Here is a 26,562-nt window from a genome sequence, read left to right on the forward strand (position 1 = left end):
TGCAAAGAATTCTCGCTTGCACTTATGTTTATTTATTCAGCGGGTTATGGTTCCACGCGAAGTGTGCGGCACTGAGCTGCATGCCGATATTCAGACTTGCGGGTCTCTCCCGCCATACAATAGGAAATAATCATGCGCAAAACTAGCGTGGCACTTGCCATCTCCACCCTCTTCTGGTTCCACTCTGCCATGGCAGCACCTTTGATCTTCCCCGACGATCCATCGCTCACCGACGGTCAGCACTCCCCCGCCCTCGATCGTACTTTTCAGCTGACACAGGACGACTTGAGCAACAAGATCAATCAGCTCCACCTGCCCATTCAGATCGAACCGGAACTGGTAGCGGAGCTGGAGCAGATTGGCATAGAGCAGGGGTTCTCGGTCAACACCCACAGCGACATGTACACTTGGACTGAGGACAACATGTGGCCGTCGCGCGATGGCGCACTGATCTTCCGCCCTCGGGCGTCGCTAGCCGACAAGGATAGCTACCACGCCTTCATCACCGCTCTGACCGATCAAACCCCACAAGCCGAGCAGGAGGGTCATCACAGCCTCGGTATACAAGCCTCTCAGGGACTCAACGACGCAACACTCTCCCAAGCCAATCGCTTCGCCGAGGCGCAGGGACGTGAACTCATCCCTACCTTCTCCATTATTGATGGCGGCAACATGCTGACTGGCCGGCGTGCGGACGGTACACCCTATGCCCTGATCGGCCGTGACGCTCTGCTGCAGACCGCTCTGCACCACAGCAGGCTGGATAGTGAACGTATCGCCGCCCAGCAGGAGAAGATGGAGCGCAACGGCGATTTTAAACTGAAGCTGAGTGAGAGTGAATTTCTTGGACAACCCCATACCTACCAGAGCGGCCATGACACCGAGGTGGACCTCATTTTGCTGGAAGCGGCCAACTTGCTGCCAAAGGGGCTGGATGATCAGCAGCGCCACGCTTTTGCCAAAACTGCACGCGCCAAGGCTAGGCTCGCTAGGAGCGAGGTAGATTCGCAAACGTTGGAGGCGGCGAAACAGCGAATGTTCCTGAGCCCCCAGCAAGGGGAACGGATTGCCGAACGCTATCGTACCATCCATGGTCAACCACTGCCGGCCTCCTTCGACTTGTTATTGCAGTTGAAGTTTGCTTACGCCTCTCTGGTGGTAACTGCCGACCTCCATTCCGACTTCAGCGACGAACAGATAGCGAATACTCTACCGACGCTGGCAGCCGATGCTGCAACTCTGGCCCGACTAGGCCACATGCTACAGGCTGGTGGCTACCAACGACAAGAAATAGACAGTGCCGAACAAGAGCATCAGACCCGCCGCTTCCTCGCCATGATGGCCATCAGCCAGCATCTGATGGCGAAAGAGCTCAAGGTGGCAGAACGGGACCTAGTGATTCTGGCCCAGCCCGGTTTCCACCTCGATATGGCCATACGCCCACTGGCCGATGGACGCATCCTGCTTAACGATTATGCGGCAAGTGCAGCGCTGCTCGAAAAAGTACTGGCCGACAATGGCAACCTAAGCGACAGCGAGCAGCAGGAACTCACCCAGAGCGTGACTAACCTTCGCCAGCAGAGTGAGCGCTGGCACAAGATCCACACCCTAATCCACCAGCAGTTAAGCGATACTGGCCTGACCCCCATCGCCGCCCCGGGCGCGTTCAAGGTGGGCAAGCGACACGTGAACTGGATGAACGGCATCATGGGCACCAACCAGCAGGCCTTTTACATCACCAATGCATCCAGCATCGATCCGCTCAATCAAGCATTCGCCACCTGGCTTAAAGGTGAAGTAGCAGGGATCACTCCCTATTTTGTAGGGCAGACAGCCAGTAATAAACGGAAGGAGTTGAATCAAGCGGAGGCTCTGCTGCGCGGTAACGGCGGACTGGATTGCATCACGCTGCATCACGAGTAACGAACGCATCATAGGTCCCATTAGGTCTGGATGTGTCAGAGGCAAAGGGCGAGATGAGAGTAGAAAGCTACCAAAATGATGCTAAAAGCCCCTTCTATGCTGTAATGCCAGTCAGATAAACCTGACTGGCATTTTTTAACATCTTATCGAATTCCTCGCCTGCTTGCTTCTCTGGGTTAGCCACTATTGTTACAGGCTGAGCTTCTATTGTTACAGGATGTGCTTCATCTACCGATAACCCAACTCGATTTTTCAACGATGACCGTGTTAGCACGAGCCTTCTATTCTTGGTAGGGTAACCGATAAGGATGTTGCAACGAGTTTAAATGTAACCATTTGAATAAACAACGTTTGGCTTCACACAAACCTGCCGCAGTTTGGGAAGATCGCAATTAAAGTCTGACGTTATGCCTAATTACTGCACTACAGCAGCTTGTTCTTGCACTAACGGCTCAGAGCGGTAATTCTCACCGGCTAAAATATCGTAATGAATCACGGTGTCATTATTTAATTTCGAGAAATCGTAATAGACGGTGTAAGCGTTGAATTCGACTAAATCTCTTTTATCTCTGATTTTCCCATTAGTATAAAAACTGCATGCTAAGCCCGTAGACCATTCTTTCAAATCTTCGTAATATCTTGCTCTACAGTTTTTTGCTTCAATAGAAGAACCAAGCTCAATTGAGCTATTATAATATTCATTGCCTGCTGGTGAAACTCGTAACTGGGCAAAACCAACAGTATCAAATTTGTTGTATGCTTGAATGGAAAAGTCTCTTAATTCCACTATACAATTTTGTTCATTTTTATACGTTTGGTAAGGGATCCTAAATTCATAACGTGAATCATCTTTAGCAAAATTATGCGTAATTTTTTGGCTTATCTTTCCTCCTTTATGGGATTTTTGACCAAATAAATCGTAGGAATAAGCCTCGCACTCATCTCCTGTCACCCAAAAATGAGTCCAAACTTCTAAATAAGCATCTATAGGCTTTTTGCCTGATATAGTAATATAGGACTCATCAGGTTCATCGCCCAAAATATTCGGCTGAGAAGTCTGGTAATAATCATACCCAAGGAAAAATAATGCGATGAATAGTACAATAATTGATATTCGCTTTTTCCTATTGGTATTAGCGATAAATTTCACTCTTGCGGCCCTATCTTTTTATCTAACGGCTCAGCGCGGTAATTCTTGCCGGCTAAAACATTAAATTTTATTATCGTATCATCAGAAAACTGAGAAAAATCGTAATAGAACTCATAAGGTCTAACATCTTTTAGTCTGGATTTATTACCAACAAAATACTCACAGTTAAACCATCCATCCCACATATCGTTTTTCCCATGGTGGAATTCAGCATTACAATCTCGTGCTTCTATTATCATCGATGTAGAAATAGCCTTTTCATAAGGCAGCTCGCCCTGAGAATAAGCTCTAAATCCTGCGATCCCATCAAAGTTATTTAAGACATTTACCTGAAAATCTCTCAATTCAATATTGCAATCATTATTATCTACTACAGATTTAAAAGGTAAACGTAATTCATAACGGTTTGGGTCGTCTGAAAAATTATAGGTATATTTTTTGTCAATTTTCCCTCCCTGATGAGCTTTACGGCCAAACATATCATAGGAATAGGTTTTACATTCATCGCCCGTTACCCAAAATGCAGCCCATGCAACTATGTGAGCATCGGTTGGTTTTTTACCTGATATAGTAATATAGGATTCATCAGGTTCATCGCCCCAAATATTCGGTTGAGAAGTCTGGTAATAATCATACCCGAGGAAAAATAATGCGATGAATAGTACAATAATTGATATTCTTTTTTTCCTATTAGTATTAGTGATAAATTTCACTATTGCGGCCCTTTCTCTTTATCTAACGGTTCAGAGCGGTAATTTTCACCGGCTAAAATATCGTAATGAATCACGGTGTCGTTATTAAATTTCGAGAAATCGTAGTAGACGGTGTAGGCGTTAAATTCTTCATCTTTAGTCTTTTTCTTTCCATCGACATAAAAATGACAACCAATGGCCCCTGCCCACTCTTTTCTTACACTTTTAAATATATCACTATTGCAATTATCTGCTGTAATCAATGAGTTTAGCTCAACCTCTCGATTGTAATATTCTCTGCCTGCCGGAGAAAATCGCAACTGAGCAAAGCCTACAGTATCAAAATCATTGTGAGCTTGTATGGAAAAGTCTCTTAATTCCACTATACAATTTTGTGAGTTCTTATACGTTTGGTAAGGAATTCTAAATTCAAAATTTGAACCATCTTTAGCAAAATCATGCGTAATTTTCTGACTTATCTTTCCTCCTTTATGAGCTTTTTGACCAAATAAATCGTAGGAATAAGCCTCACACTCATCTCCTGTCACCCAAAAATGAGTCCAAACTTCTAAATAAGCATCTATAGGCTTTTTGCCTGATATAGTAATATAGGACTCATCAGGTTCATCACCCCAAATATTCGGTTGAGAAGTCTGGTCATAATCATACCCAAGGAAAAATAATGCGATGAATAGTACAATAATTAATATTCGCTTTTTCATTGTGAGGTTATTCAATAACTTCATTGTAGTTGATCCTTAATTTCATCAGGCAATGTTTTTTGCGCTATTAATAACTTCGCTAGTGGTAAGCGCTGAGGGTCAAAGACTATCTGCTTGAGCTCTCCTCTTATTTTATTGCGATTTTCTATTAGTTTATTTATAGAATTCATCTCATTCATCAAACGTCCAATGCTCAACGCTGGTGTAGCATTTCCTAAAGATTCAGCCCAAGTTTGTTTAACGGTGAGATAATTTTTCTGTAAAGTAGCAATTTCTTGATCGAGAGCTGATATCGCTTGCTGGTAATGCACCATTAAACTTTCATTACTTAAAGAATACATTTGTTGCCACAAATTAGGGATATAATATTCCATTCCATGCTCTGCAATTGAAGCGTCGGATAAGCTATTTACCAAAGTAACAGAATCATTACTGGCTAATTTTGCCAGATCTAGCATAGTGATTTGTGTTTGCCTTGGCGTCAGTAAAATCTGGTCAGAATCATTATAAGTTAATAACTGCGATAAATGACCATGGTGGAGATAATTATCATCGTCGTTATCGGTAAGCATTTTTTTAATCAATGTTATACCACTACTAAATACATCCCATTTATCTAGCCCCTCTGTAAGATCGGTATTTGCCCATGTCATGGGGATTTGAGCAACCAAATCATGGTTATTAACATGACGATAATGCAGAATATTCTGATACCGAGTAACAAAACTGCGCGTTCCTGTACGTGGCATTCCATATGTATATAAACGCAATACTGGGGGATGATAGCTATCTTTAATCAATGCGCTTAGAAGTAATGCACCAGCGCCCCCTAAGCTATGGCCACAACAGTAGAATTTTTTTATTTTATGTAGTCCTAGATCTTTCTCCATCAAAGATAACAAAGCCATCGTATATTGGTAAAACCCCCGATGGATATACGTTCCACCAAACTCTTCGGGGGCGATTTGCGCAGCATCAAGGTCCGTTATAATAAGGTCTTTCATTCCTGGTGAATCGGTAGCACTTTCTATCTTATCCGCAATCACAGCCGCCATACCTGAAGCCGCTTTTATAATTTTAAATTTAGTGTTGTCAACAGGTGGTTTCTTACTCTGGAAATAAGGCTCTGTACCTCTCACACCTATAATCGCCAATTCATCGTTGAAGATGATGTAACCTTCACTGCCAACATCATCCTCAGCATAATATTGAGCACTTAAAGCTCTGCTGTATGGTATTTCTTCTAGTAGCCATTTCGCCTGTAAATCTCCAGAATAAGTTGGTCTTTCTTTGCGCTTTAACTGAGAAATTACCGTACTAATCGCACCCTGATTATCTGTTGTCTTACCATCATCCCTATTAAAATCGTTAGTCGCATAAGCTAATTTGGACAACAACGCAAAGGTATAACTATTCACCAAACTAAATTCATCGGTATCAATAATCACTGGCATATAACTGCGCAGTGCTTTGATTTCGAAAACGTAACTTTGGTTGTGGCTAAGGCTGAACCCTGCTTTTTCCGCAGAGGCATTGGTATCTATCCCTTTATGATGCTCTTGTAAAAACTCATCTTGCGGGGCCTCATCCCAAAAATCACCGATGGTAGTGCTGTGATACCGTTTCGGGCTTTGATCAACAGCATCAAACTCTGCCGATGCACGGATTTTCACTGGCGACTCTTGCCCTTCTTTACGGCTGGCGTACTTTTCGACTTCGCTTAACAAAGAGGCTTGGCTGACAGAAGCGCGCCATTCACCTGCGGCAATATTTGCAAATAACACTCTACCGGCGCTGGTGGTTTGCGTGTGTGTATGGGACGAAATTTTGTTCGTAATGGTGACGGCAAGGCCATCAATCGGTTCATCGTTTTCACTCATGAACTCCAGTTCCAACCAATTTTTCTCGGGATTGCACTGCACGCAATAGTTAAATGAATCCATGATTATCCCTCATGTTGTAATTGGCGACTTAAGGCATGCAAAGCGTATTTAATCTCTTCATTTTGATTGTTTTTGATCAGTTCTATCATGCTAGGCTGAGCCAAGTATTCGTTACCCATAATCGCCGCGATGGCCGCGCTCATCACACGATACGTTAAGGTTTGCTCAGCAGCAGAGAGAAACGGTGTGAGCATGGAAGCGATATCACGCCCTTGCGTAAGGTGCTGGTCCATTGCCTTGGGGAAATGCTGCCATAACCAAGATTCAAGGTTAGCTTTTAACAAAGGTAAGTTCTCTTGTTTATCAAGATGATGCGATTTTATCACCCACCAAGAGCCTTGCTGAGCATTGAATGGCGCGTGCGAGGTGTTGTCAAACGTGACTAAGTGGCCTTGATCTCGATCGTGGCCTTGATCTCCATCACCTAATGCAGCCAATTGATTGATATTGCCCAAAAACTGGTTCACTTCTGATTGGTCCATTCTCGCTAGCATAGCAATAATGACCGACCTATCGTAAAAGCGAAACATCACTTCCTCGCCCTCTAATCCGGCAATTAATAAACTGCGAAGATGCTGCAAAACTTCATCACCCACGGCATGGCTTGACAGCCCAATACCCTGTTCAAGTAACGCTTCAGGGAGCGACAATACCGATTCAGAAACAGGGATTAACCATGGAGAGAGTGGCATCACCTCAGTAAACATTGCACCATAAAACAGAGGCACGGCCTCTTCAAATCCAAAGCCCCCATTTTGCTGTAAGGCCTGCTTGTGAAGCTTGCGATCAACTAACCAATAGCGATGATTTTGCTGCTGTTGAAACCAAGAGAGGATCATGATGGTTTCCCCTGCGTAGAGCATAATCTTACGGCTGGCATATGGGCTTGCTCTGCGTTTAATAACGCTTGATAAGAAATGGTTCGAAGAGCGGCTGACATAGTTTGGTCCTTTTTCGTGAATCGCATCGCATAATGTAATGCCTCACTAAGCAAAAGCAATGCCAGTGTTAACGCATTATATTTCAATGACTTAACGTTGACTCATTCACTGTCTGAGCAATAAATTGCTCCGCTAGGCAAAAACTTGCTTAATCAGGCGCAATATGAACGAATTTTTGCTCGGTTTAGTGCTCTCTCAACGATAAGAGATGTAACTGCACGAGCGTCGTCAATCCTAAGCCGCCCCACCTTTGAGAGAACATGTAAAGTTCACCACACAGCTTAGATTCCAGCCTCGCCAATTAAATGTTAATATCGTCACATCTAAAACTGCGGTGGTTATCAGTAAACCTTGTTGATGATTCTCATAAACATCAATAAAAACTCTCTTCCTCCACCAGCAGAATTTTTACATTAAAAGGCAGTTTTCAAATGGTTAACAACACAATTCAATGGTTTCCGGGGCACATGCATAAAGCACGTAAGGAGATCGAAGAGGTCATTCCGCAAGTTGATGTGATTATCGAAGTGTTGGACGCTCGTATCCCGTTTAGCAGCGAAAATCCACTTATCTCTCATTTGCGTGGTAATAAACCGTGTGTGAAGGTGCTCAATAAACGTGACCTAGCAGACCCTGAAATGACGCAATTGTGGATCGACCATTTTGAGAAAGAACAAGGGGTGAAAGCAATGGCGGTAACCACGTCTAACCCTCAAGAAGTGCATAAGATCATGGAGCTTTGCCGTAAGTTGGCACCACATCGTGAAGAAGTGGGAAAAAATATTCGCACCATGATCATGGGTATCCCGAACGTCGGTAAATCAACCATCATCAATACGTTAGCCGGTCGCGCTGTGGCTCAAACAGGTAACCAACCCGCCGTTACGCGCCGCCAGCAACGTATCAATTTGCAAAATGGCATTGTGCTGTCTGATACCCCGGGAATTTTATGGCCTAAAGTGGAAAACCCACACAGTGGTTTTCGCCTAGCCGCCACGGGGGCAGTAAAAGATACGGCAATGGAATATGAGGATGTAGCCTTTTATACTGTTGAGTATTTAGCGCAAGCTTATCCTGAGCGTTTGCAAGAGCGTTATCAAATCGATGAGCTACCTCAATCTGACGTGGAATGGATGGAAGAGATTGGCCGCAAACGTGGTGCTCTGCGCCCCGGTGGCCGTATTGACCTGCACAAAGCGTCGGAGATCCTGCTGCATGAGTTACGCCAAGGTATTCTCGGCCAAATTACTCTTGAACGCCCTGAAATGATCACCAAAGAGTTAGTGGAAGTGGAAGAACGAGCGGCCAGAGAAGCCGAGGAAAAAGCAGCCAAAAAAGTAGAACGCCGTAAACGTTATTTGCGTAATAAGCGCTAAATTCCTCTCGGTTCCCTGCTACGCTACACCTCATTTCTATTATTACCATCAGGGCGGTCAATGATCGCCCTTTTCATCCAAACAGAAGACTGCATGCTGTTTGCTATTTCTAGCTGACATTATCATGACAAATCGATACAGGTTTTTATGTGCCACTTCTGTAGCATCAAGGAACCTTCTGATGACACTCAAGTCATACCACCATTGTTTCTTTTCTCCTTGATATGGAATTGTTCATGAAAAAGCGTTGGGCCATCGCGGTAATTAGCGCCGCCTTAATCGGCGGGGGTTACTATCTAACCACCAATAGCAATGAATCTCTCTCGGCCTTCCCCACTCTAACCGTTGAACAGGGAAATATTGCCAAACAAGCAATCGCTGTTGGCCAAATCGTGCCGGCTCACTCGGTATCTATAAAATCGCAAATTGAGGGGATTGTCGGCGAAATTTATCATCGGGTCGGTGAGCAAGTTACTTTGGGCACGCCTTTGATCAAAGTGCGCCCAAATCCAACACCGCAAGCGTTAACTGACGCGACTACCGAATTAATGCAAAGTGAGGCGAGCTTAGACTCCGCCAAACAGACGCTGGCAAACTTGCAGCAGTTAGTTGAACAAAAGATTGTGCCGGAAAACTACGGTGAGCTAATCCAAGCAAAATCAGAGCTGAAATCAAAACAAGCCGAAGTGCAACAAAAAAGGCAGAACCTTGAGCTGATCCGCAGCGGTGAAGCATCGGTTGGCGATTCGAAACTCACGTCCACACTCGTCGCCCCCATTGATGGCACCATTTTAAACCTAAAAGTGGAAGTAGGAGAGCCGATCATTTCCACTGCCTCAAGCCAAGCGGCGACTGAAATGATGTCGATTGCCGATATGAATGACATGATTTTCAAAGGCAGTGTCAGTGAGCATGATGCGGCGCAACTCGCCGCTGGGATGGCCGTCAACTTAATATTAGCACCGTATCCAGAAGCAGAAATCAGCGGCGTATTAAGCAAAGTTGCGGTTCAATCTGATAAGTTGAATAACCCTAGTGATACTAAAACGACCAGCTTTGATAATGGGTTTGAAGTAGAGATTAACCAGATTCGTTTTCCTGACAATATGGTGATTCGCTCGGGCTTTTCTGCTACGGCACAGATCACATTAAAGAGCGTGGAAAACGTCGTCACCATTCCAGAGCGCGCATTACGATTTAGCGGTGAAAAACCTGAAGTCTTGATCCCAGACCAGTCAGAACAAGGTTACCAAATGCGCGCCGTAAGCTTAGGTTTGTCCGATGGTATTAATGTGGAAGTGATTGCGGGTTTATCAGCGGACGATGTGATCATCGACAACAGTTTATTGGGAGGCAAAGATGACCACTAAGCGCCCTTTTCAACCTAATGCGCTAGCAGCCGCGCTAATGACGTTCTGTGGCGCGGTGACTTTTTCAGCTCACGCCATCACTATTGAACAAGCTTGGCAAGCCGCAAAAGCTTTTGACCCTACTTATTCACAAGCGCAGATCCAATCTCAAATCAGTGAAACAGAGGTCCGAAGTACCAAAAGTGCACTTTTACCTTCTTTTGAAGTCAACGCAGATACCTCATGGGATGACGATGGCAATAACACTAAAGGTTATGGTGCCACATTAAATCAAACCATTTGGGATAGTGCTAATTGGGCACAACTCGACCAATCTCAAGCAAGCTATGTAGCATCACAATTAAAAGTGAAGACTGCACATAATGAGCTGGCTGCAACATTACTGTATGCCTATCTCGATCTCGCCAGCGCACAAGGCGATCGACAACTTGCTGAGCAAAAGTTCGTAGAAGGTGCAAAACTGCTGAAGATTACCGAGCAGCGCTACAAAGCAGGAAAAATTCAATCAACGGCATTGGAAGACATGCGCGCCAACCACGTCGATGAGCAAGCGGATATACTGAGTGCGCAAGCCGCTCTAGAAGAGAAAAAGTCAGCCCTTATCGCGCTCATCAATCAAGACCCACAGCACATTGACCAAATTAAAACGACCGACCTCATTGAACCGCCAATGCAGGTCAGCAGCGAAACTGAATGGTTAAAGCTTGCGCAGAATAATAGCCCTGAGTTATTGGCTGCCCAGCAGGAAGTCGCCGCTTCGGAATTTGGCCGAGATGCCGCCAAAGCCAAATATTATCCCACCTTATCTGGCCGTGTTTCTTACCAAGACAATGATCAGGGTCGAGATGGGGATCTCAGTGCAGGTTTAAGCTTAAAAATTCCGTTGGATTTGAATGGTTCTACGCGCGCCACGGTCGATCAGGCTGCGCTGCAAGTCTTAAGTGCCAAGCAAGTACTGCGCAAGGTAGATATCGAGATTAAACGCAAAATTCAAAGTGGCTTTAGCCAAATCCATCTGGATTGGCGACAAGTGGAGATGGCTCAGTTACAAGTCCGCTCAAGAGAGCAAGCTTTAAAAAGTAAACAGACCGTTTATGAGTCAGGAATGACTGAAGCTTCTGATTTGATTGACGCCCATAACGCTCTGTTTAACAGTAAAAACAGTCTACAACGGCGATTGTACCAATATTGGAAGCAGCGGATTGGCCTGCTGCAAACTGCTGGGCAGTTAGACGATGACGTGATCGCTTCGCTCTCTCAGGCTCTGCACTCATGATCTCAAGCCTACAACAAGTCGTGCAAACACTGCTTGCCCATCGGTTACGCAGCGCCCTCGCGGTCATTGCTATCGTTTGGGGTATTGTTTCTGTTTTAGTGCTCGTTGCCTTAGGTGAAGGATTTTATCGCGTCAATACACAATCTTTCGCGCTGTTAATGAGCGATACACAAATGGCTTTCCCCAGCCAAACCACCAAACCTTGGCAAGGCCTTGCGGCAAGACGAGCGATTACCCTTTCAGAGCCGGAAATGCGCGCTTTGGCACGACACCCAAACATCAACGCATTATCAGTTATCTACGGGAAATGGGATGCTAAAGTGACGAATGTCAAAGGCCGAACACTTCCCGGTTACGTCAGCGGGATCGACTCCCAATTTTTAGCATTGCGCAACTTGCAACTGACCGCGGGGTCACGCGGCATTCACGCCAGCGATCAGCAAAACCATTCCCGAATTGCGGTGGTTGGTTGGCAGTTGGCACAAGTTGGTCAGCTCTCTATTGGTGATACGATCAAAGTCAATACCATTCCCTTCTCGGTTGTCGGTATTACTCAGCAGCAAGAAGGGGGCATTTCTATAAACAATGAAAACAGCCAAGTGATGATCCCAAGCAGCGCTTTTAATGATCTTTGGCAAAGTGAGCCTGAATTTTTGCTTGTGCAGCCCGCAGCAGGGATACCCGCAGCGGTATTGCGCATGAACATCCTCTCTTTCTTCGCCAAACAGAAACATTTTGATCCGAGCGATACTGAGGCCATAAACCTACCGGATTTCAGCAGCGGCGCTCAGTTTTTCAATGCCTTGTTTCGAGGTATACAACTATTTTTAGGGGCAAGTGGAGCGATGACGCTTGCGGTCGGCGCTTTGGGCGTCGCGAATATCATGTTCCTTTCTGTCACGGAAAGAACGCGGGAAATTGGTGTGCGTTTAGCCATTGGCGCAACACCGAAGATCATTTTACGCCAGTTTATTTTAGAAGGTGGGTTGCTAGTGGTATTAGGTGCAGTGTTGGGAATGCTCCTCTCCTATCTGGTAGTGCTATTACTGAATTACATCGGCTTACCTGATTGGCTCGGCGAACCAGTCATCACTGCGCCGGCTTTAGGCTGGTCACTGCTCGTCACCACGTTGTTTGCGCTGCTGGCCGCTTATTTCCCAGCAAAGCGTGCCGCCAACCTCACCCCCGTCATCGCCTTAAGTGCGAGGGCTTAATCATGATGTTACCTATCAGGCAAATTTATCAAGAGATGGCGGCCGAAAAACTGCGCTTACTGCTCACTATTTTAGCCGTGGCTTGGGGCACACTTTGCATCGCTACCATGCTCGCAACAGGCGAAGGATTACGCCAAGGGCTGACACGCTCATCACAAAGTGGCAATGGCAATTTGCTTTATGTGACCGGGGGTTACGCCAGCCAGACCGCCGGGCGCTTTTTTGAAGGGAAAGCACTCTCTTTGCAAGCGGATGATGTTGAGCTTGTTCGCGCACTGCCCTTTATCCAACGCGCTGAAGTCAGCGCACAGTGGGATAAACGCGTCAGCAATCAAGACAATGGCACCTGGCAGCGCCCGCTAGCGGTTAACCCAGAATATCAGTTCTTAGCTGGTATTGAGATAGCCAAAGGAGGACGATGGATCAACCCGCTCGATAATCAACAGCAGCGTAAAGTGGTTGTACTCGGTTATAACGCCGCAGTGCAATTGTTCAATTCTGAGGATGGTTGGAGTTGGCTGGAACCCCAGACGCTGAGCATAAATCCCGTAGGTCAATTGATAAAAATAGGTGATGAAAACTTTACCGTTATCGGCGTGATAGCGCAGACAAGTGCAGAGGTAGAACAAGGAACCCCTATTGACTACGCGGTATTTGTGCCTTTTCGCACTTGGCAACGTTTTAACCCCAACGCAGCGATTGCAGCGATCAATGTGCAGCTCAATGCCACGGTTGATCGCGAAAAAGCCGCGCAAGTGATTAAACAAGTGATCGCCAGAAAGTACGGTGCCAGTGCTTCAGACGCGCAGATCTTGCAAGTCGAAGACATGCTATTGAGGCAAAAAAGCATGCGCCGTTTCTTATTCGGTCTACAAGGCTTTTTGGGCATTATTGGGCTCATTACCCTCGGCGTAGCAGGCATTGGTATTGCCAATGTCATGTACGCCACGGTAAAACGATCCACGCGAGACATCGGTGTACGAATGGCCGTCGGAGCTACGCCAACCACCATCAAACTCCATTATTTAGTGCAAGCCTTGCTCACGATGTCGCTTGGCGGTTTAGCTGGCTTAGGATCCACTTACGGGCTGATCACCTTATTAAGATACGCTCCCTTAGAAGGCAACATGCTGTTTGAGCAATTAGGGAAACCCTTACCTGAACTGTCGTTTTCGATTGTCTTTCTTGTGATCGCGGCGCTGGCGATTGTCGGTGTGATTGCCGCGTGGTTTCCCGCCAATCGCGCGGCTAGCATTACGCCATTAGAGGCATTACAAAGTGAATAAACAAAACTTACCGAACCTTGTTCAATTGACCAATATCAGCAAGCACTATCGCAGTGGTGAAGAGTTGGTCAAAGCGTTAGACGGTGTTTCGCTATCGATTCAAACAGGCGAATTTCTCTCTATTTTAGGGCCATCTGGCTCGGGTAAATCAACCTTAATGAATATCCTCGGTTGCTTGGATGTTCCTACCTCGGGTGAATATCAGTTGGACGACAAGGCGGTCGCCTCGCTCAGCAGCCATCAATTGGCTCATATTCGTAATCAAAAAATTGGCTTTGTTTTTCAAAGTTTCAACCTGCTCGAATACGCTAATGCGCTCGATAACGTCGCCCTACCCTTGGTCTATCGCGGGGTGAAATTAAAAGAGCGCCGAGCACGTGCAGCAACACTATTAGAAAAAGTGGGGCTTGGAGATCGCATGCAGCATAAACCCAACCAGCTCTCGGGTGGGCAAAAACAGCGGGTGGCGATTGCGCGCGCGTTGGTCAATGATCCGCAAATTATCTTAGCCGACGAACCAACAGGTGCGTTAGATTCAAAATCAGGCGCTGAAATTGAAGCCCTGTTCAATGAGCTTCATCAAGAAGGACGAACGCTTATTGTCGTCACTCACGATCTCGCATTAGCGAAGCGAACTCACAGAATAGTGAATATCAAAGATGGGCAGATTTTATCTGATGAACGTGTTGATCACGTAACAAGGCAGCCATAAATAGCTCAACGCATTGTAAGAAGTTGTAAAGTGAACGAGAAAGACGAAGCTGTTCCAGTTCGCCTTTCTTAGTTCATTTTTTCTTTGTTCTTTCTTTGTTCTTTGTTGGTTTTTCTTTGGATCCTATTGAGAGATACCCGCCAATTTCAGCAATACCGCTTCGAGTTGATCCCATGGCATGAGCTGTGAGTCAATCACTTCTAAGCGTGATTCAAACCCTTCTAAGCTCATCTCATTCACTGAAACGACTCCTTGGTTGATATTGAAGGCGTAGCATCCTTTATCGGTATTGACGACCGCCTTAACACGCTCAGCGGTCAGGGCACTCAGCATAGAAAAGAGCTCATCAAAATCAAAATGGTATTCAGCGCCGATTAACCAACCACAGCTGAAATAGCCTTGGCCCCGGTTTTCTTTGCGCACAAACGCTTTACCCGGCTGTAAGGCAAACTGTGGTTCTAACGAAGCATGATGATGGTGATGCGCTTCAATATGAGTAGAAGCTGCGCCGTGAAGACGTTCAATATCTAATAATTCTAAAGGCAACTCACCTTGCTTGACTAACTTGCTAAAAATCTTCGCGGGTGATTGATCAGTCACCCAGTCATTAAACGCATCCACATCGGCACTAGTGCATTGATCCACTTTGTTGCCAATCACCACATCACCACTGGCCAATTGGTCATTAAAATTTTGGTTGGATGTGTATTTTTCATTACGCAAGTTGCGTGGATCCACTAAAGTGATCGTGGCTTTTAAATCGACATACGGTGCATATTGATCAGAAGTTAAAGTCGCCACCACTTGCTTAGGGTGCCCAAGCCCTGTTGGCTCAATTAATAGACGATCGGGCTTTTGCCTGAGTAAGGCGTTAATTCCAACAGACATAGGAACACCGGCGGTACAGCACATACAGCCACCCGGTACTTCTTTGATCAGCGCGCCTTGGTCAGACATCATCGCCCCATCAATACCAATTTCTCCAAACTCATTGACCAACACCGCCCACTTTTCATCAGCAGGTTTATTCTTCAATAAATTCAAAATGGCCGTCGTTTTTCCTACACCAAGAAAACCGGTAATAATGTTAGTTGGTACTTTTTTTGTCATGTCAGCACTCCTTTTGCGGCAGTATATACCGAAATAAGAAGCCAGTGCATGGTTTGCCAGTCAGACAGGTAACAATGAACTGAGATACATAAACGACAAAAGACGCACTACAGTGAGCGCGCCTTTCCCCTCGTAACTCAATCGTGAGTTCGCGAATCGGGAGGACTATAGATGCAACCCGATCATAAACGAGGACATAGAATTGAAATATTGCTGATTCCATCCAAATTGTAGGTAAGGCTTGAATTCCTCCCTGTACGATATCTGAATCTGCCTTACGACTTAACTATGGTTCATTTGGCTGGCTTAGCAAGGTTCAATCTCTGTTTTTTAGCTCAGATCTCATTTTGAAGCAGAGAATCTATTCATCTTCCAGATATGGAAATCAACATTGCAGCTTTGACGCTATAGTTCACTGCTTTGATGCGTATAATTCTGTAACAAAATATGTTCTTACCCGACCAAGCGAGGCCCTTTTTCGATGACCAAAACAGAGAGATTGAAACAGTCACTGCTTGCAAAAGTTTCAAAAGATACGATCAACCAATTTCTCTCTAAGGACAAAATGCCACTCTCCGTCCTTTTTCTTTCGCTCATTGTCGGTATTCTTGCTGGGATTGTTGGTACTTACTTTGAGGCTGCTGTACATCTGGTTTCAGAAACACGCACCGAGTGGTTAAAAAGTGAGATTGGTAATATCTTACCCTTGTGGTTGGCCGCTTTTCTTATCAGTGCCGCGTTGGCGTTTATCGGTTATTTCCTTGTGCACCGGTTTGCGCCCGAAGCCGCTGGTTCTGGCATTCCTGAAATTGAAGGCGCGATGGATGGTATGCGCCCCGTTCGTTGGTGGCGAGTACTGCCAGTGAAGTTTTTTGGCGGTATGGGCGCATTAGGTTCAGGTATGGTTTTGGGACGCGAAGGGCCCACCGTTCAAATGGGGGGAGCCATTGGCCGAATGGTGTCGGATATTTTCCGCATCAAAAATGACGATACCCGCCATTCACTCTTAGCCTCTGGCGCAGCTGGAGGCCTAGCGGCCGCATTTAATGCGCCGCTGGCGGGCATCATGTTTGTGATAGAGGAGATGCGCCCGCAGTTTCGCTATACCCTCATTTCAGTACGTGCCGTCATTGTCTCTGCGGTGGCGGCAAATATCGTCTTTCGAGTGATTAATGGCCAACATGCTGTGATCCAAATGCCGCAATATCAAGCACCAGAGCTGGCTTCACTGTGGCTGTTTTTGCTGCTTGGGGGACTGTTTGGTATTTTCGGTGTGCTGTTCAACCGTTTAATCACACTATCACAAGATATTTTTGCCAAAATTCATCGCAATGATCGTAAGCGATATTTACTCACGGGCTCACTATTGGGAGGCTGTTTTGGCTTAACTTTATTGTATATTCCTGAATTGACTGGGGGTGGTATCGCACTGATCCCTAATATCACCAATGGTGACTACGGTGCCGCTATCTTGCTGCTTTTGTTCATTGGTCGTATTTTTACCACCTTGATCTGCTTTGGTTCTGGTGCTCCGGGTGGGATTTTTGCGCCTATGCTGGCATTAGGCACCTTATTTGGTTACGCCTTTGGCTTGATTGCGCAAGAATTATTGCCACAATTGGCGATTGACCCGGGAATGTTCGCCATTGCAGGCATGGGTGCACTGTTTGCCGCAACGGTTCGCGCACCCATTACAGGTATTTTGTTAGTTATTGAAATGACCAATAATTATTATTTAATTTTACCGCTTATTATTACTAGCCTTGGCGCGGTTATTTTCGCTCAATTACTTGGCGGCCAACCCATTTATAGCCAGTTGCTTCATCGCACCTTGAAAAAGGCCAAGCTGCAACAACAAGATCTACCACCAAAAGAGTAACCGTGAGACTGATGGATATTGACTCCGCTGCGAATTGTTATGTCTAAGTAACAAATTAGAAGGTGAGATGTTGCACCACAACTCGATAAACTTGATAATGCGCTCGTTTGCTGGCTGCTAGAAATTCATTATTCATTTTCTAGAGCAAATGATGACATGGAGTTTATCGTTGAACTGGAAAAGGTTAATTCAAGTACAAGGTACGCCGCCCTCTCAAGCGGCACTGGCATTAGGTGTGATCAGTCTCGGCCATGCGTGGGCGCTTTATATTCCCTCGATCGGCCTCGTTATTCGTCCCTATTTGGCACTATCCGGTGCGTTATTATTGCTGCCTGTATTGCTGAAATACCTCACCAGCTTCAAGACATTCATGGAGGACATTCGCCACCCTCTTTCAGGTAGCTTGATGGCTCCGATGAGCATGGCTTTACTGATACTAAGTGATTATCTCGCCTTAATTTCACCGCTTATTGCTTATCCTATTTGGTTTGCCGCACTCTTGCTACACTTCACCATGATGCTGCTTTTCTTCAGTTTTCAGGCCATGAACTTTAAAATCAACCATATTGTTCCAAGCTGGTTTCTTTATCCGGTTGGGTTAATCAGTAGCTCGCTCGCTGGCACGCAATTTGGTCACACTGTCTTTTCAGAAACACTCGTCTCTGTCTGTATTGCTATCTATTTTTTTATGCTGCCGTTGGTGTTATATCGTTTGGTGTTTGCAGGAATGTTACCTAAACGCGCACGCCCAACACTCGCCATTATGGCTGCACCTATTAACCTCACCCTCGCGACGTATTTGGTCAACTTCCCTCATCCTGATCCAATATTAACAGGCGCACTGGCTGGCATTGCCATCACCATGACACTGCTTATTTACCTTTGCTATATCCGTCTGCTCAGGCTCAAGTTTCAACCGTCTATTGCTGCTGTGACCTTCCCTTCTGTCATCAGTGCTATCGCCATGCATCGTTTAACCACCTTCTTTGAAGGACAGTACCCGCAATGGCACTGGTTACATCAATTTGGTTTATTTGAATTGATTATTGCTACTTTTTTAGTCGTTTGGGTTTCTATTGGTTATATAAAAATGTATTGGCCTGAATTGTTTACTAATAAATGAAAATCTAATATTTAGCTTTAATTAAAAACAAATTAGGGCTGGATAAGCCTAGGCAGTGACGAACAATATAGAAGACACTATACCTTAATTTGCAATAGCAGCCAAAATAATAAAAACTCATTCGTGACAATTTTAAATTAATATTCAATATATCCTTTGTCAGCTGGCATTTAATTAAAAAATATAAAGGATATAACCATGAATTCACGTAAGTGGAAACACGAACTACCGACTTCCATACAGTCTAGAATTGACTATTTTATCAATGATTTGATTAATGCAAATGCCAACGGAAAACATCTTGTCCTGGGGAAAAGGCCAACAAAAAACGACATAGTGTTACAAAGTAATGATTATTTGAGCTTGGCTGATCATCCATTAATTAAAGCACGGCTAAAAAATGCCATCGATAAAACACATGATAGTGTTTTTATGTCCGCTATTTTTCTACAAGATGACGAATCTAAACCTTCATTAGAAACGAAATTTGCAGAGTTTTTAGGCTTTGATAGTTGCCTTCTTTCTCAATCTGGTTGGAATGCGAACATTGCGCTGCTACAAGCTGTGTGTGGGCCACAAAGTAACGTCTACATTGACTTTTTTGCTCACATGTCAATGTGGGAAGGTGCTCGTTATGCGAATGCCAATATTCGCCCATTCATGCACAATAATTGTGAACATTTGCAAAAACTGATCGCTCGGCACGGACCAGGGATCATCGTGGTTGATTCGATTTACAGCACTATCGGTACTGTTGCACCTCTCACTGATTTGGTCACCATAGCCAAAGAATGGGGATGCGCTATTTTAGTTGACGAATCCCATTCTCTCGGTACGCATGGTAAGAAAGGTGCAGGGCTTGTCAACGAATTAGGATTAACATCAGAAGTTGACTTTATTACGGCAAGTCTTGCGAAAACGTTCGCGTATCGCGCTGGCGCTATATGGGCGAATAATAATGTGAATCACTGCATCCCTTTTGTCGGCTATCCCGCTATTTTTAGTTCGACTATTTTGCCTTATGAAGTAGAAGCCTTAGAAGCAACGTTGGACATTATTAAATCAGCCGATGCTAAAAGATCTCAGTTGCACCGCAATGCACACACACTGCGTCGCGGGCTAAATAGTATAGGGCTAAGTGTACGAAGCGAGTCCCAAATCATCGCGTTAGAAACAGGGGATGAGCGAAATACAGAAAAAGTTCGTGATTATTTAGAAGATAACCAAATATTTGGCGCTGTTTTTTGCAGGCCAGCCACTGCAAAGAATAAAAATATTATTCGACTTTCGTTAAATAGTGATGTCACGGACTCACAAATTGACACCATATTAACTGTGTGCGACAAAGCGAACAAAGAGAGCAGTCTCTATTTCAAATAAATAACTGGCACCTAAGAAATAACCCTAGGTTACCGCCTAGGGTTATTAAATTAAGTGACTGAGCTTATTTAGCAACAGCGTCTTATCCGCTGGCTTCAAAATGTAATCATTCATTCCTGATGAGCGAATTTTTTCGATCGTTGATGGGCTATTGTCACCCGTATGACCAATAATAGGCACTTTACTATAAGAAGCGGTGGATGAACGAATAGATAAAGTAGCCGAAATACCATCCATAATCGGCATCTCAATATCCATTAATACCAAATCAATTGAATTATTGGCCAACATTTGTAACGCTAATTCCCCATCACTCGCTTGCAACACTTCATAGCCTTGCTTTTCTAGCAGCAGAGCGGTGAAACTACGCAAGGAGTGGTTATCATCGACCAACAAAATTCGTTTTTCATAATCGTATTGTTTTAACGGGATAACATTCTTATCGGCAATAAGCTCTTCCGCTTCAAAGAGTAGTTCATCAATAATGGCCGACCCATCCAATAACAATTTGTGCTTTTCAATTGGGTAAATGGTTAAATGACGCTCCATCGTCAGCGCATAACGCTGATTTTGGTCATATAAATAGCAAATTTTTGCTTGGGTAAAATGCAATTTAGGCTCTAGTTTGGTTAAGTAATCTGGCGTTTCATGCAACGTTTGCAGATCAACAAAGATCAGATCAAATTCAAACTCAAACTCTTCGCGAAGCAAAACGCTCTCAGGCTCTAATACATTAAGTTGGAAACCAAGATAGAACGATTTCTCACTGAGATAACGATTGACTATGCTCGTTTTGCCAATATAAAGCAGAGATTTAGCCTTCATTAGATCGAGTTTAATATTAGCAACGGCTTGCGAATCATACTCAGGAAACCTTAAGGTAAACTCTGTCCACTCACCTAACTCAGAGCGGCAGGTGATATCGCCCCCAAAGGCGTTCATCACTTTACGGCAAAAAGGCAAACCTAACCCATAACTACCATTCTTACCAAAGGTATAAAAGTCTTTAAAAATATCGTCCAGTAAGTGCGGTTCAATACCGACACCATTATCTTTCACTGTAATTTGGGGCTTATTTCCCTTTGACTCCATGCAGATATGGATATGGAACATCGTATTATTTTTATAATAAAACGCGTTTTTAAGCAGATTGTAGAGAACGTATTTAAGTAAAGTACTGCTGCCTAAAAAATTAAAATCATCCACAACATCGAGAGTCACCGCTTGCCGATCTTCTGGTCTTTTATAAGAGAAACTGTGTAATGCTTCTTCGATGACAGGTTTTACAGTATGTTTTTTAAAGGTTGAGGTTGAGACCCTATTTTGATCAATCGAGGTTAACAGCAAATCAATGGTCTCATTACCAGAGCGAATGACTTCATCAGCATCTCTTAATAACCCAGTAATCAGCTCTAAATCTTTAGATGGTAGCGTATAAGATTCTGATTTAGATGCAGTAGAGCTCGGTAATACTGAACCCATTACTTCAATTGACGCCTTTAACGCACTTAATGGATTTCTCATTTCATGAGCAATCCCTGCGCCAAAAGACTTGGCAATCGACACCTTCGCTTCGTGTTCAATTTGGTTACGAAAATAGAACTGGTTGCCAAAAATGTAAGTAAATAGAAAAATCGGTACATACGGCCATTCCACCACCACTCGCAGTTCCGCGTTCATTACGCCATAAGTCACAAAGTAAGCACATGCTAGTGCAACTGCGGCTTGAATCAGCATGACTTTTGTTTCGTAGACGAGCAGGATGTGGAGGAAAATCGACGCCATGAATGACATCGCCCAGATCGTTGACCAATCGTTCATCAGCATCATGTAGCCAAAGAAGAATGGCAGGCAAAATCCTATTGAAAACAAGTAATAGTAGGGTAAGTAGCGCTGTAAATGTTTCGGCGTTGAATTGCGAAAAATAATACCTGCAAAGAAAACTGAGCAAATCACCCGTAACTCTATGCTTTCATAAGGTTGTGGAAAGAGATAAGTCCACACGTAATAATAAAGAGGAAAACCAATGAACCCCATCCATCCCACAAGAGTGAGGTTCGGCTCAGCGTACTGGTATATTTTTTTTACTACGTCCATACAACCTTACCAAACTGATACATTCATTTTTACAGTCATCATGCATAACCTAGTCTTTTTAAACGTCGAAGTGAGTCACACTCACCACGCTATGCCTATTAATAACTAGCACAAGATAACCTACATTCCCATTCATTATGCAACAAGTCTTATTGAACTGCCGTGATTTCTTGCCACATCGACATCAATGCGTAAAGTTATTTGCTCTTTCAGCTCACTCACATGAGAAATAATGCCAATTGTTCGACCTCCTTGTTGTAAATCGACAAGGGTTTGAATCGCCAAATCCAATGACTCAGGATCTAAACTGCCAAAACCTTCATCGATGAACAGTGTATCCAGTTTAATACCGCCGCTGTATGATTGCACCACATCCGATAAACCCAGCGCTAATGACAACGCCGCCATAAAAGATTCACCACCAGACAAGGTCGCCACATCTCGCCATTTTCCGGTGTAACCATCTTCGACCATCAGATCAAGCCCTGAACCCACGTTACCTTTGGCGCGATCTTCTTTACGCTTGAGCAGGTAACGCCCCTTACTCATGATCTGCAGCCTCATTGAGGCTTGGATCAGCACATCATCTAACAGCACGCCAAGAACAAAGCGATGTAAACTCACTTTAGCGCCTGTTTTGCCGTTGGCGATATCGCTCAAAGTCCCAAATACTTGGTACTCTTGCTCTAAGGCTTGATTTTTTATATGTAAAATAGCGATTTTTTCTTTCACACTGGTTAAGGCATCCATTTTAGACCGTAACCTGCTCCATTGATCCAATGCGCTTTGCTGTAACATGGCAACAGCCTCGACCGCGCTTGCATACTCAGCAAGATTGGGCTCATTTTTTTCACTCAGCTCACTGGCTAATGTTTGAAGCTGGGCGTTTAACGTCGTACTTCTTTCGTCAAATTGTTTGATCTGCTTTTCAAGCTGCTCGATCTGCTGCGAAGATAAACGCGCCTGTAAATAGTGCTCAGTATCGTCGAACTGGCTCTCAATCAGCGCACTGTGCCACTGCTGCTGTGACTGCGTAAACGCATTTTGCCAATGTATCTGATGTTCGACCGCCGCCGCCAACGCCGCTTTCGCACCAGAAAAATCGGCGTTCGCTTGATTGAAGCGCGCTTTAGTTTCCGCATCTAAATGGTTGAGATTAGCCAATTGCAGCTCTAACTGGGTTAAAGATTGGTGCAAATGCAAACTGTCTTGATACGACTCCGGGATCCCTTGGCTTAATGCAGAAACTTCAGTCTGCTCTTTGGCAACCCTCAGGGTGGCCTGTTCGACTTTATGCTGTTGCGTTTCAGCATTTTGCTTAGCTTGTGCTAACTGCAATTCTAATTTTGCCAATTGTTGAGCTAATTGCTCTGGATTAAGCGATTCAAGATGAGCAATGGAATGTTCAAGATCGCTTTGAGCTTGCTGCAGTTGTACTAAACTTTGCGTATTTCCAGATAATGACTCCCTCAAACTTGCCATCTCTTGCTCAAGCCGTGCGTATTGGGTCTCTCGCAGTTGTTGCTGCTTCAGCGCTTCTTGCTCAGTGGTTAGTTTGTTTTGCTGTATCGCTCTCGCCTGCTGCACTTGCGCCTTAGTCACGGTTTCTCCGGCATAACGCGCTAATTTAGGATGATCGCAACTGCCACACACCGGGCACTCGTCCCCTTGCTCCAAGGTTCGAGCCAGCTCGGCGGCTTGGTTGGTGTGCCAAATCAGCTCTAATTTATCGGCTTGCTGTTTCGCGTCCAACGTTGCGTGCTGCGCCAAATCAAACTGCTGCTGACTATAGCTCAGTGCAGTTTGCTCTGTGGCTAAACGCTGTTCAAGCTGCTGCAGCTTTAATAAGCGATCAATCTGCTGTTTGATGGTTTCAAGCTCTAAGCGCTGTCCTTTTAACTCAGCCAACTGTTGGTTGACTCTTTCGCACTCTTGGCGCTTAAGCATAATTTGCTGCTCAAACTGCTCAACAGCGGCGTGCAAGTTGTGGCGATTTTGCGTCGCGAGCTCCACTTCACGTAAGGCTTGTTGCAGCGTTTTTTGATGATGCTCCCGTTCGACAAGCTTAGTTTTGATTAGGTTTAAGTCGTAAATTTGTTGTGTCAGATTCGGCACTATCTTGACTTTTTCTGCCGCCTCTTCTTGAGCCGCTTTGGCCTGTTGCCACTGCTGTTGTGACTGCGTAAGCGCTTGTTCTTTTTCGACTTTTGCTTGGTTGGCCGCTTCTAACTGACGTTGTGACGATTGTAATTCGTAATAGGGTGAATCTAAGCGCGTCGCTTGCAAGGCTTGCTGCCTTTGAGCTTTTACCGCATCGATGACGGACGATTGTGCATCGTGATCGGCTTTAAGTTGCACGAGTTGACGCTGCTCTTGAAATTGTTTAGCAAGGGTTTGCGCCGCTTTTTGCTCGCTACTCGCTGCATCAAACCTTTGCTGGGCATCTAAGTACGCGGCGTGAGCGGCCGTTAATTGCGGTGACAGCTCAGCAATGCACGCTTCAAGGTGTGACTCGCTAGTCGCGTTCACGACGTCCAATGCGCCTTTAATTTGGTGATCAAATTCTTCTTTCGCTTTGCGGATCCCCGCGGCTTTCTCAAACAGCGCTCGTTCAATTTGGCTATAAATGTGAGTTTGAAACAACTGACCAAAGATTTGCTCCCGCTCTTTGGAGTTGGCAGTCAGTAATTCACGAAATTTACCTTGGGGGATGACCATCACTTGGCGAAACTGTTTTACATCTAAACCGATCAATTCCACCATGGCTTTACCGACAGGATTAGGCTTGTTAGCAAGCAATTTCATTTCGCCATCGACCCATTCAAACAAGCTCGCGGCATGGGATTTTTTTGTTGAGCCTTCACCGCGTTTTTTCGGCACTTCTTGGTCGGGCGAACGATCAACTTGGTAGATTCGCCCGCCAAGCTCAAACTGATAACTGATTTCGGTGAGCGTGTGCGGGTCCGCGTAGTCGCAGCGCATTTGATCACCAGTGCGCTCACTGCCTGTCGTTTCACCATACAAAGCGTAGCAAATGGCATCGAGCAGTGAACTTTTGCCCGCTCCGGTTGGACCATTAATCAAAAATAGCGGCGAGGCTCCCAAGGCGGTAAAATCCACCACTTCTTTATGAGCAAAGGGGCCAAATGCTTGCAGAGTCAATTGTATTGGACGCATTAGACTTGGGCTCCCGGCCTTAGGGCTTGAATGACGTCGATCACCGCTTGCTCTTGCGCTGCGGTTAACACTTCTTGCTTAGCTTCTAAGAAAAAATCGCGGAACATATCCACCTCACCGCGTGCCAAACGTGCACGCCCCATGGCTTGGTCCCCCCCAACCAACATGCCCGGTTTTTCTAAATGCAGTACGTTGGGGTAGGATTGACGCAGTTTTTCCATCGGGTCCAGTATCGCGTGTTTGTCGGTAAGACGAACCAACAGATAATCGTGGTTGTGTGGGTCTGTTTTGCCTTGCTCGATGATATCCAACAGTTCGCCTTCGATAATGCGCATGCTATGAGGAGCAGTCAGTGGCACATGCGTAGCGCTAGCAAAACCTTGCTCATCAAACTCAACCAAGGTCGCCCCTTTCTTGTGGTGCTGCTCTGAAAAGCTGTATTTCATTAGTGAGCCCGAGTAACGGATATACTCTTCCCCTTTTTTCTGCGGTTGGTGCAGATGGCCGAGCGCAACATAGTCAAAGGGCACAAAGTGCTGATGACTGACACGATCGGAGCCGCCAATGGACAAAGGACGTTCAGAGTCAGATTCGATAGCGCCATCAACAAAGCAGTGGCTAATCATAACGTGACGTTGTGACGGATCCCACTGCGATGTAATCTGCTCAATAAGGTATTGATGGGCTTCATCATGACTGGTTACGACCTCTCCAAAGTGGTGGCGAACGACTTCAGGGTCGTTATAAGGCATACCATAAAATGCCACTTCACCAGCAATGGCTGATTTTAGCACCACAGGCTGCATCATCTGTTCAAAATTGCTAATGATGTGCAAGCCCGAGTGTTGCATCTGCTTGGCCGCAAAGCCTAAACGCTTCGCCCCGTCGTGGTTACCGGGGATCATAATTAAGGGGATGGAAAGCTCGTTACACACGCGATTGACTATATCATCCATCAATTCAATGGCTGCCGTCGGTGGGACTGAACGATCGTAGATATCTCCGGCGACGATTAAAGCATCCACTCGATTGCACTGCAGATACTCAATCAATTGATTGAGTACCGCACGCTGATCATCCAATAAAGAAACGTTATGAAATTGTCGACCGAGATGCCAGTCAGAGGTGTGCAGAAACTTCATTCCAACCCTAAAGATAGCGAAAATCAAAGTGCTTCATAATACGCGATTA

The 26,562-nt window shown here is 45.2% G+C and carries 20 protein-coding genes; 10 read left to right on the plus strand and 10 right to left on the minus strand.

The features are described from left to right. The first annotated feature begins 132 nt into the window (after nucleotides 1–132). The gene (locus CCZ37_RS17715; protein ID WP_094501787.1) at nucleotides 133–1,923 is read left to right on the plus strand and encodes a hypothetical protein; all 1,791 of its coding nucleotides are present in this window, start codon (nucleotides 133–135) and stop codon (nucleotides 1,921–1,923) included. Nucleotides 1,924–2,017: 94 nt separating this feature from the next. Here CCZ37_RS17715 and CCZ37_RS17720 read toward each other — a convergent pair whose 3' ends face one another. From CCZ37_RS17720 to CCZ37_RS17745, 6 genes are all read right to left on the minus strand, one after another. After that, complete coding sequence (locus CCZ37_RS17720; protein ID WP_094501789.1) at nucleotides 2,018–2,197, minus strand: hypothetical protein; 180 nt, start codon at nucleotides 2,195–2,197, stop codon at nucleotides 2,018–2,020. A 141-nt stretch (nucleotides 2,198–2,338) separates the two neighbouring features. Next, a complete protein-coding gene (locus CCZ37_RS17725; RefSeq protein WP_094501791.1) occupies nucleotides 2,339–3,073 on the minus strand; it encodes a hypothetical protein in 735 nt (244 codons plus the stop codon). After that, on the minus strand, nucleotides 3,070–3,786 hold the full coding sequence (locus CCZ37_RS17730) for a hypothetical protein (RefSeq protein WP_094501793.1): 717 nt from the start codon (nucleotides 3,784–3,786) through the stop codon (nucleotides 3,070–3,072). The genes CCZ37_RS17725 and CCZ37_RS17730 overlap by 4 nt, the downstream gene beginning before the upstream one ends. Then, nucleotides 3,786–4,511 carry a type VI secretion system immunity protein TsiV1 gene (tsiV1, locus tag CCZ37_RS17735; RefSeq protein WP_094501795.1) on the minus strand — a complete coding sequence of 242 codons (726 nt, stop codon included), beginning with the start codon at nucleotides 4,509–4,511 and terminating at the stop codon, nucleotides 3,786–3,788. The genes CCZ37_RS17730 and tsiV1 overlap by 1 nt, the downstream gene beginning before the upstream one ends. Further along, a complete protein-coding gene (locus CCZ37_RS17740) occupies nucleotides 4,508–6,430 on the minus strand; it encodes a lipase family protein (RefSeq protein ID WP_094501797.1) in 1,923 nt (640 codons plus the stop codon). The genes tsiV1 and CCZ37_RS17740 overlap by 4 nt, the downstream gene beginning before the upstream one ends. 2 nt (nucleotides 6,431–6,432) lie before the next feature. Beyond that, complete coding sequence (locus CCZ37_RS17745) at nucleotides 6,433–7,293, minus strand: DUF4123 domain-containing protein (protein WP_094501799.1); 861 nt, start codon at nucleotides 7,291–7,293, stop codon at nucleotides 6,433–6,435. Nucleotides 7,294–7,802: 509 nt separating this feature from the next. On the opposite strand from CCZ37_RS17745, the gene ylqF reads away from it, so the two are divergent. From ylqF to CCZ37_RS17775, 6 genes are all read left to right on the plus strand, one after another. Then, nucleotides 7,803–8,747, plus strand: coding sequence for a ribosome biogenesis GTPase YlqF (gene ylqF, locus CCZ37_RS17750; protein ID WP_013868498.1), 945 nt, complete (start codon nucleotides 7,803–7,805; stop codon nucleotides 8,745–8,747). 236 nt (nucleotides 8,748–8,983) lie between these two features. Next, nucleotides 8,984–10,117 carry an efflux RND transporter periplasmic adaptor subunit gene (locus CCZ37_RS17755; protein WP_244187301.1) on the plus strand — a complete coding sequence of 378 codons (1,134 nt, stop codon included), beginning with the start codon at nucleotides 8,984–8,986 and terminating at the stop codon, nucleotides 10,115–10,117. Next, on the plus strand, nucleotides 10,107–11,393 hold the full coding sequence (locus tag CCZ37_RS17760; protein WP_010320207.1) for a TolC family protein: 1,287 nt from the start codon (nucleotides 10,107–10,109) through the stop codon (nucleotides 11,391–11,393). The genes CCZ37_RS17755 and CCZ37_RS17760 overlap by 11 nt, the downstream gene beginning before the upstream one ends. Beyond that, the gene (locus tag CCZ37_RS17765) at nucleotides 11,390–12,607 is read left to right on the plus strand and encodes an ABC transporter permease (RefSeq protein ID WP_094501803.1); all 1,218 of its coding nucleotides are present in this window, start codon (nucleotides 11,390–11,392) and stop codon (nucleotides 12,605–12,607) included. The genes CCZ37_RS17760 and CCZ37_RS17765 overlap by 4 nt, the downstream gene beginning before the upstream one ends. Nucleotides 12,608–12,609: 2 nt before the next feature. Further along, nucleotides 12,610–13,893 (plus strand): ABC transporter permease, encoded by a 1,284-nt coding sequence (locus CCZ37_RS17770; RefSeq protein WP_094501805.1) that lies wholly within the window; start codon nucleotides 12,610–12,612, stop codon nucleotides 13,891–13,893. Next, nucleotides 13,886–14,605: an ABC transporter ATP-binding protein gene (locus tag CCZ37_RS17775; RefSeq protein WP_094501807.1), complete on the plus strand. Its 720-nt coding sequence runs from the start codon at nucleotides 13,886–13,888 to the stop codon at nucleotides 14,603–14,605. The genes CCZ37_RS17770 and CCZ37_RS17775 overlap by 8 nt, the downstream gene beginning before the upstream one ends. A 123-nt stretch (nucleotides 14,606–14,728) precedes the next feature. On the opposite strand, the gene CCZ37_RS17780 is transcribed toward CCZ37_RS17775, so the two are convergent. Then, nucleotides 14,729–15,715 carry a CobW family GTP-binding protein gene (locus tag CCZ37_RS17780; RefSeq protein ID WP_010320211.1) on the minus strand — a complete coding sequence of 329 codons (987 nt, stop codon included), beginning with the start codon at nucleotides 15,713–15,715 and terminating at the stop codon, nucleotides 14,729–14,731. A 481-nt stretch (nucleotides 15,716–16,196) separates the two neighbouring features. Here CCZ37_RS17780 and clcA point away from each other — a divergent pair, with 481 nt between their 5' ends. From clcA to cqsA, 3 genes are all read left to right on the plus strand, one after another. Beyond that, nucleotides 16,197–17,594, plus strand: coding sequence for a H(+)/Cl(-) exchange transporter ClcA (clcA, locus tag CCZ37_RS17785; RefSeq protein ID WP_094501809.1), 1,398 nt, complete (start codon nucleotides 16,197–16,199; stop codon nucleotides 17,592–17,594). Between the two features lie 169 nt (nucleotides 17,595–17,763). Further along, nucleotides 17,764–18,717 (plus strand): TDT family transporter, encoded by a 954-nt coding sequence (locus tag CCZ37_RS17790; protein ID WP_479688296.1) that lies wholly within the window; start codon nucleotides 17,764–17,766, stop codon nucleotides 18,715–18,717. Between the two features lie 198 nt (nucleotides 18,718–18,915). Then, the gene (gene cqsA, locus CCZ37_RS17795; RefSeq protein WP_094501813.1) at nucleotides 18,916–20,097 is read left to right on the plus strand and encodes an alpha-hydroxyketone-type quorum-sensing autoinducer synthase; all 1,182 of its coding nucleotides are present in this window, start codon (nucleotides 18,916–18,918) and stop codon (nucleotides 20,095–20,097) included. Nucleotides 20,098–20,142: 45 nt separating this feature from the next. Here cqsA and CCZ37_RS17800 read toward each other — a convergent pair whose 3' ends face one another. The 3 genes from CCZ37_RS17800 to CCZ37_RS17810 form a co-directional block, all read right to left on the minus strand. Continuing rightward, entirely contained in the window at nucleotides 20,143–22,194 is a 2,052-nt protein-coding gene (locus CCZ37_RS17800; protein WP_094501815.1) for a hybrid sensor histidine kinase/response regulator, read from the minus strand. A gap of 135 nt (nucleotides 22,195–22,329) precedes the next feature. Beyond that, nucleotides 22,330–25,371 carry an SbcC/MukB-like Walker B domain-containing protein gene (locus CCZ37_RS17805; protein WP_094501817.1) on the minus strand — a complete coding sequence of 1,014 codons (3,042 nt, stop codon included), beginning with the start codon at nucleotides 25,369–25,371 and terminating at the stop codon, nucleotides 22,330–22,332. Further along, the gene (locus CCZ37_RS17810; protein ID WP_094501819.1) at nucleotides 25,371–26,513 is read right to left on the minus strand and encodes an exonuclease SbcCD subunit D; all 1,143 of its coding nucleotides are present in this window, start codon (nucleotides 26,511–26,513) and stop codon (nucleotides 25,371–25,373) included. The genes CCZ37_RS17805 and CCZ37_RS17810 overlap by 1 nt, the downstream gene beginning before the upstream one ends. Nucleotides 26,514–26,562 lie beyond the last annotated feature (49 nt).

The organism is Vibrio qinghaiensis, assembly GCF_002257545.1.
GTDB classification, from domain to species: Bacteria; Pseudomonadota; Gammaproteobacteria; order Enterobacterales; family Vibrionaceae; genus Vibrio; species Vibrio ordalii.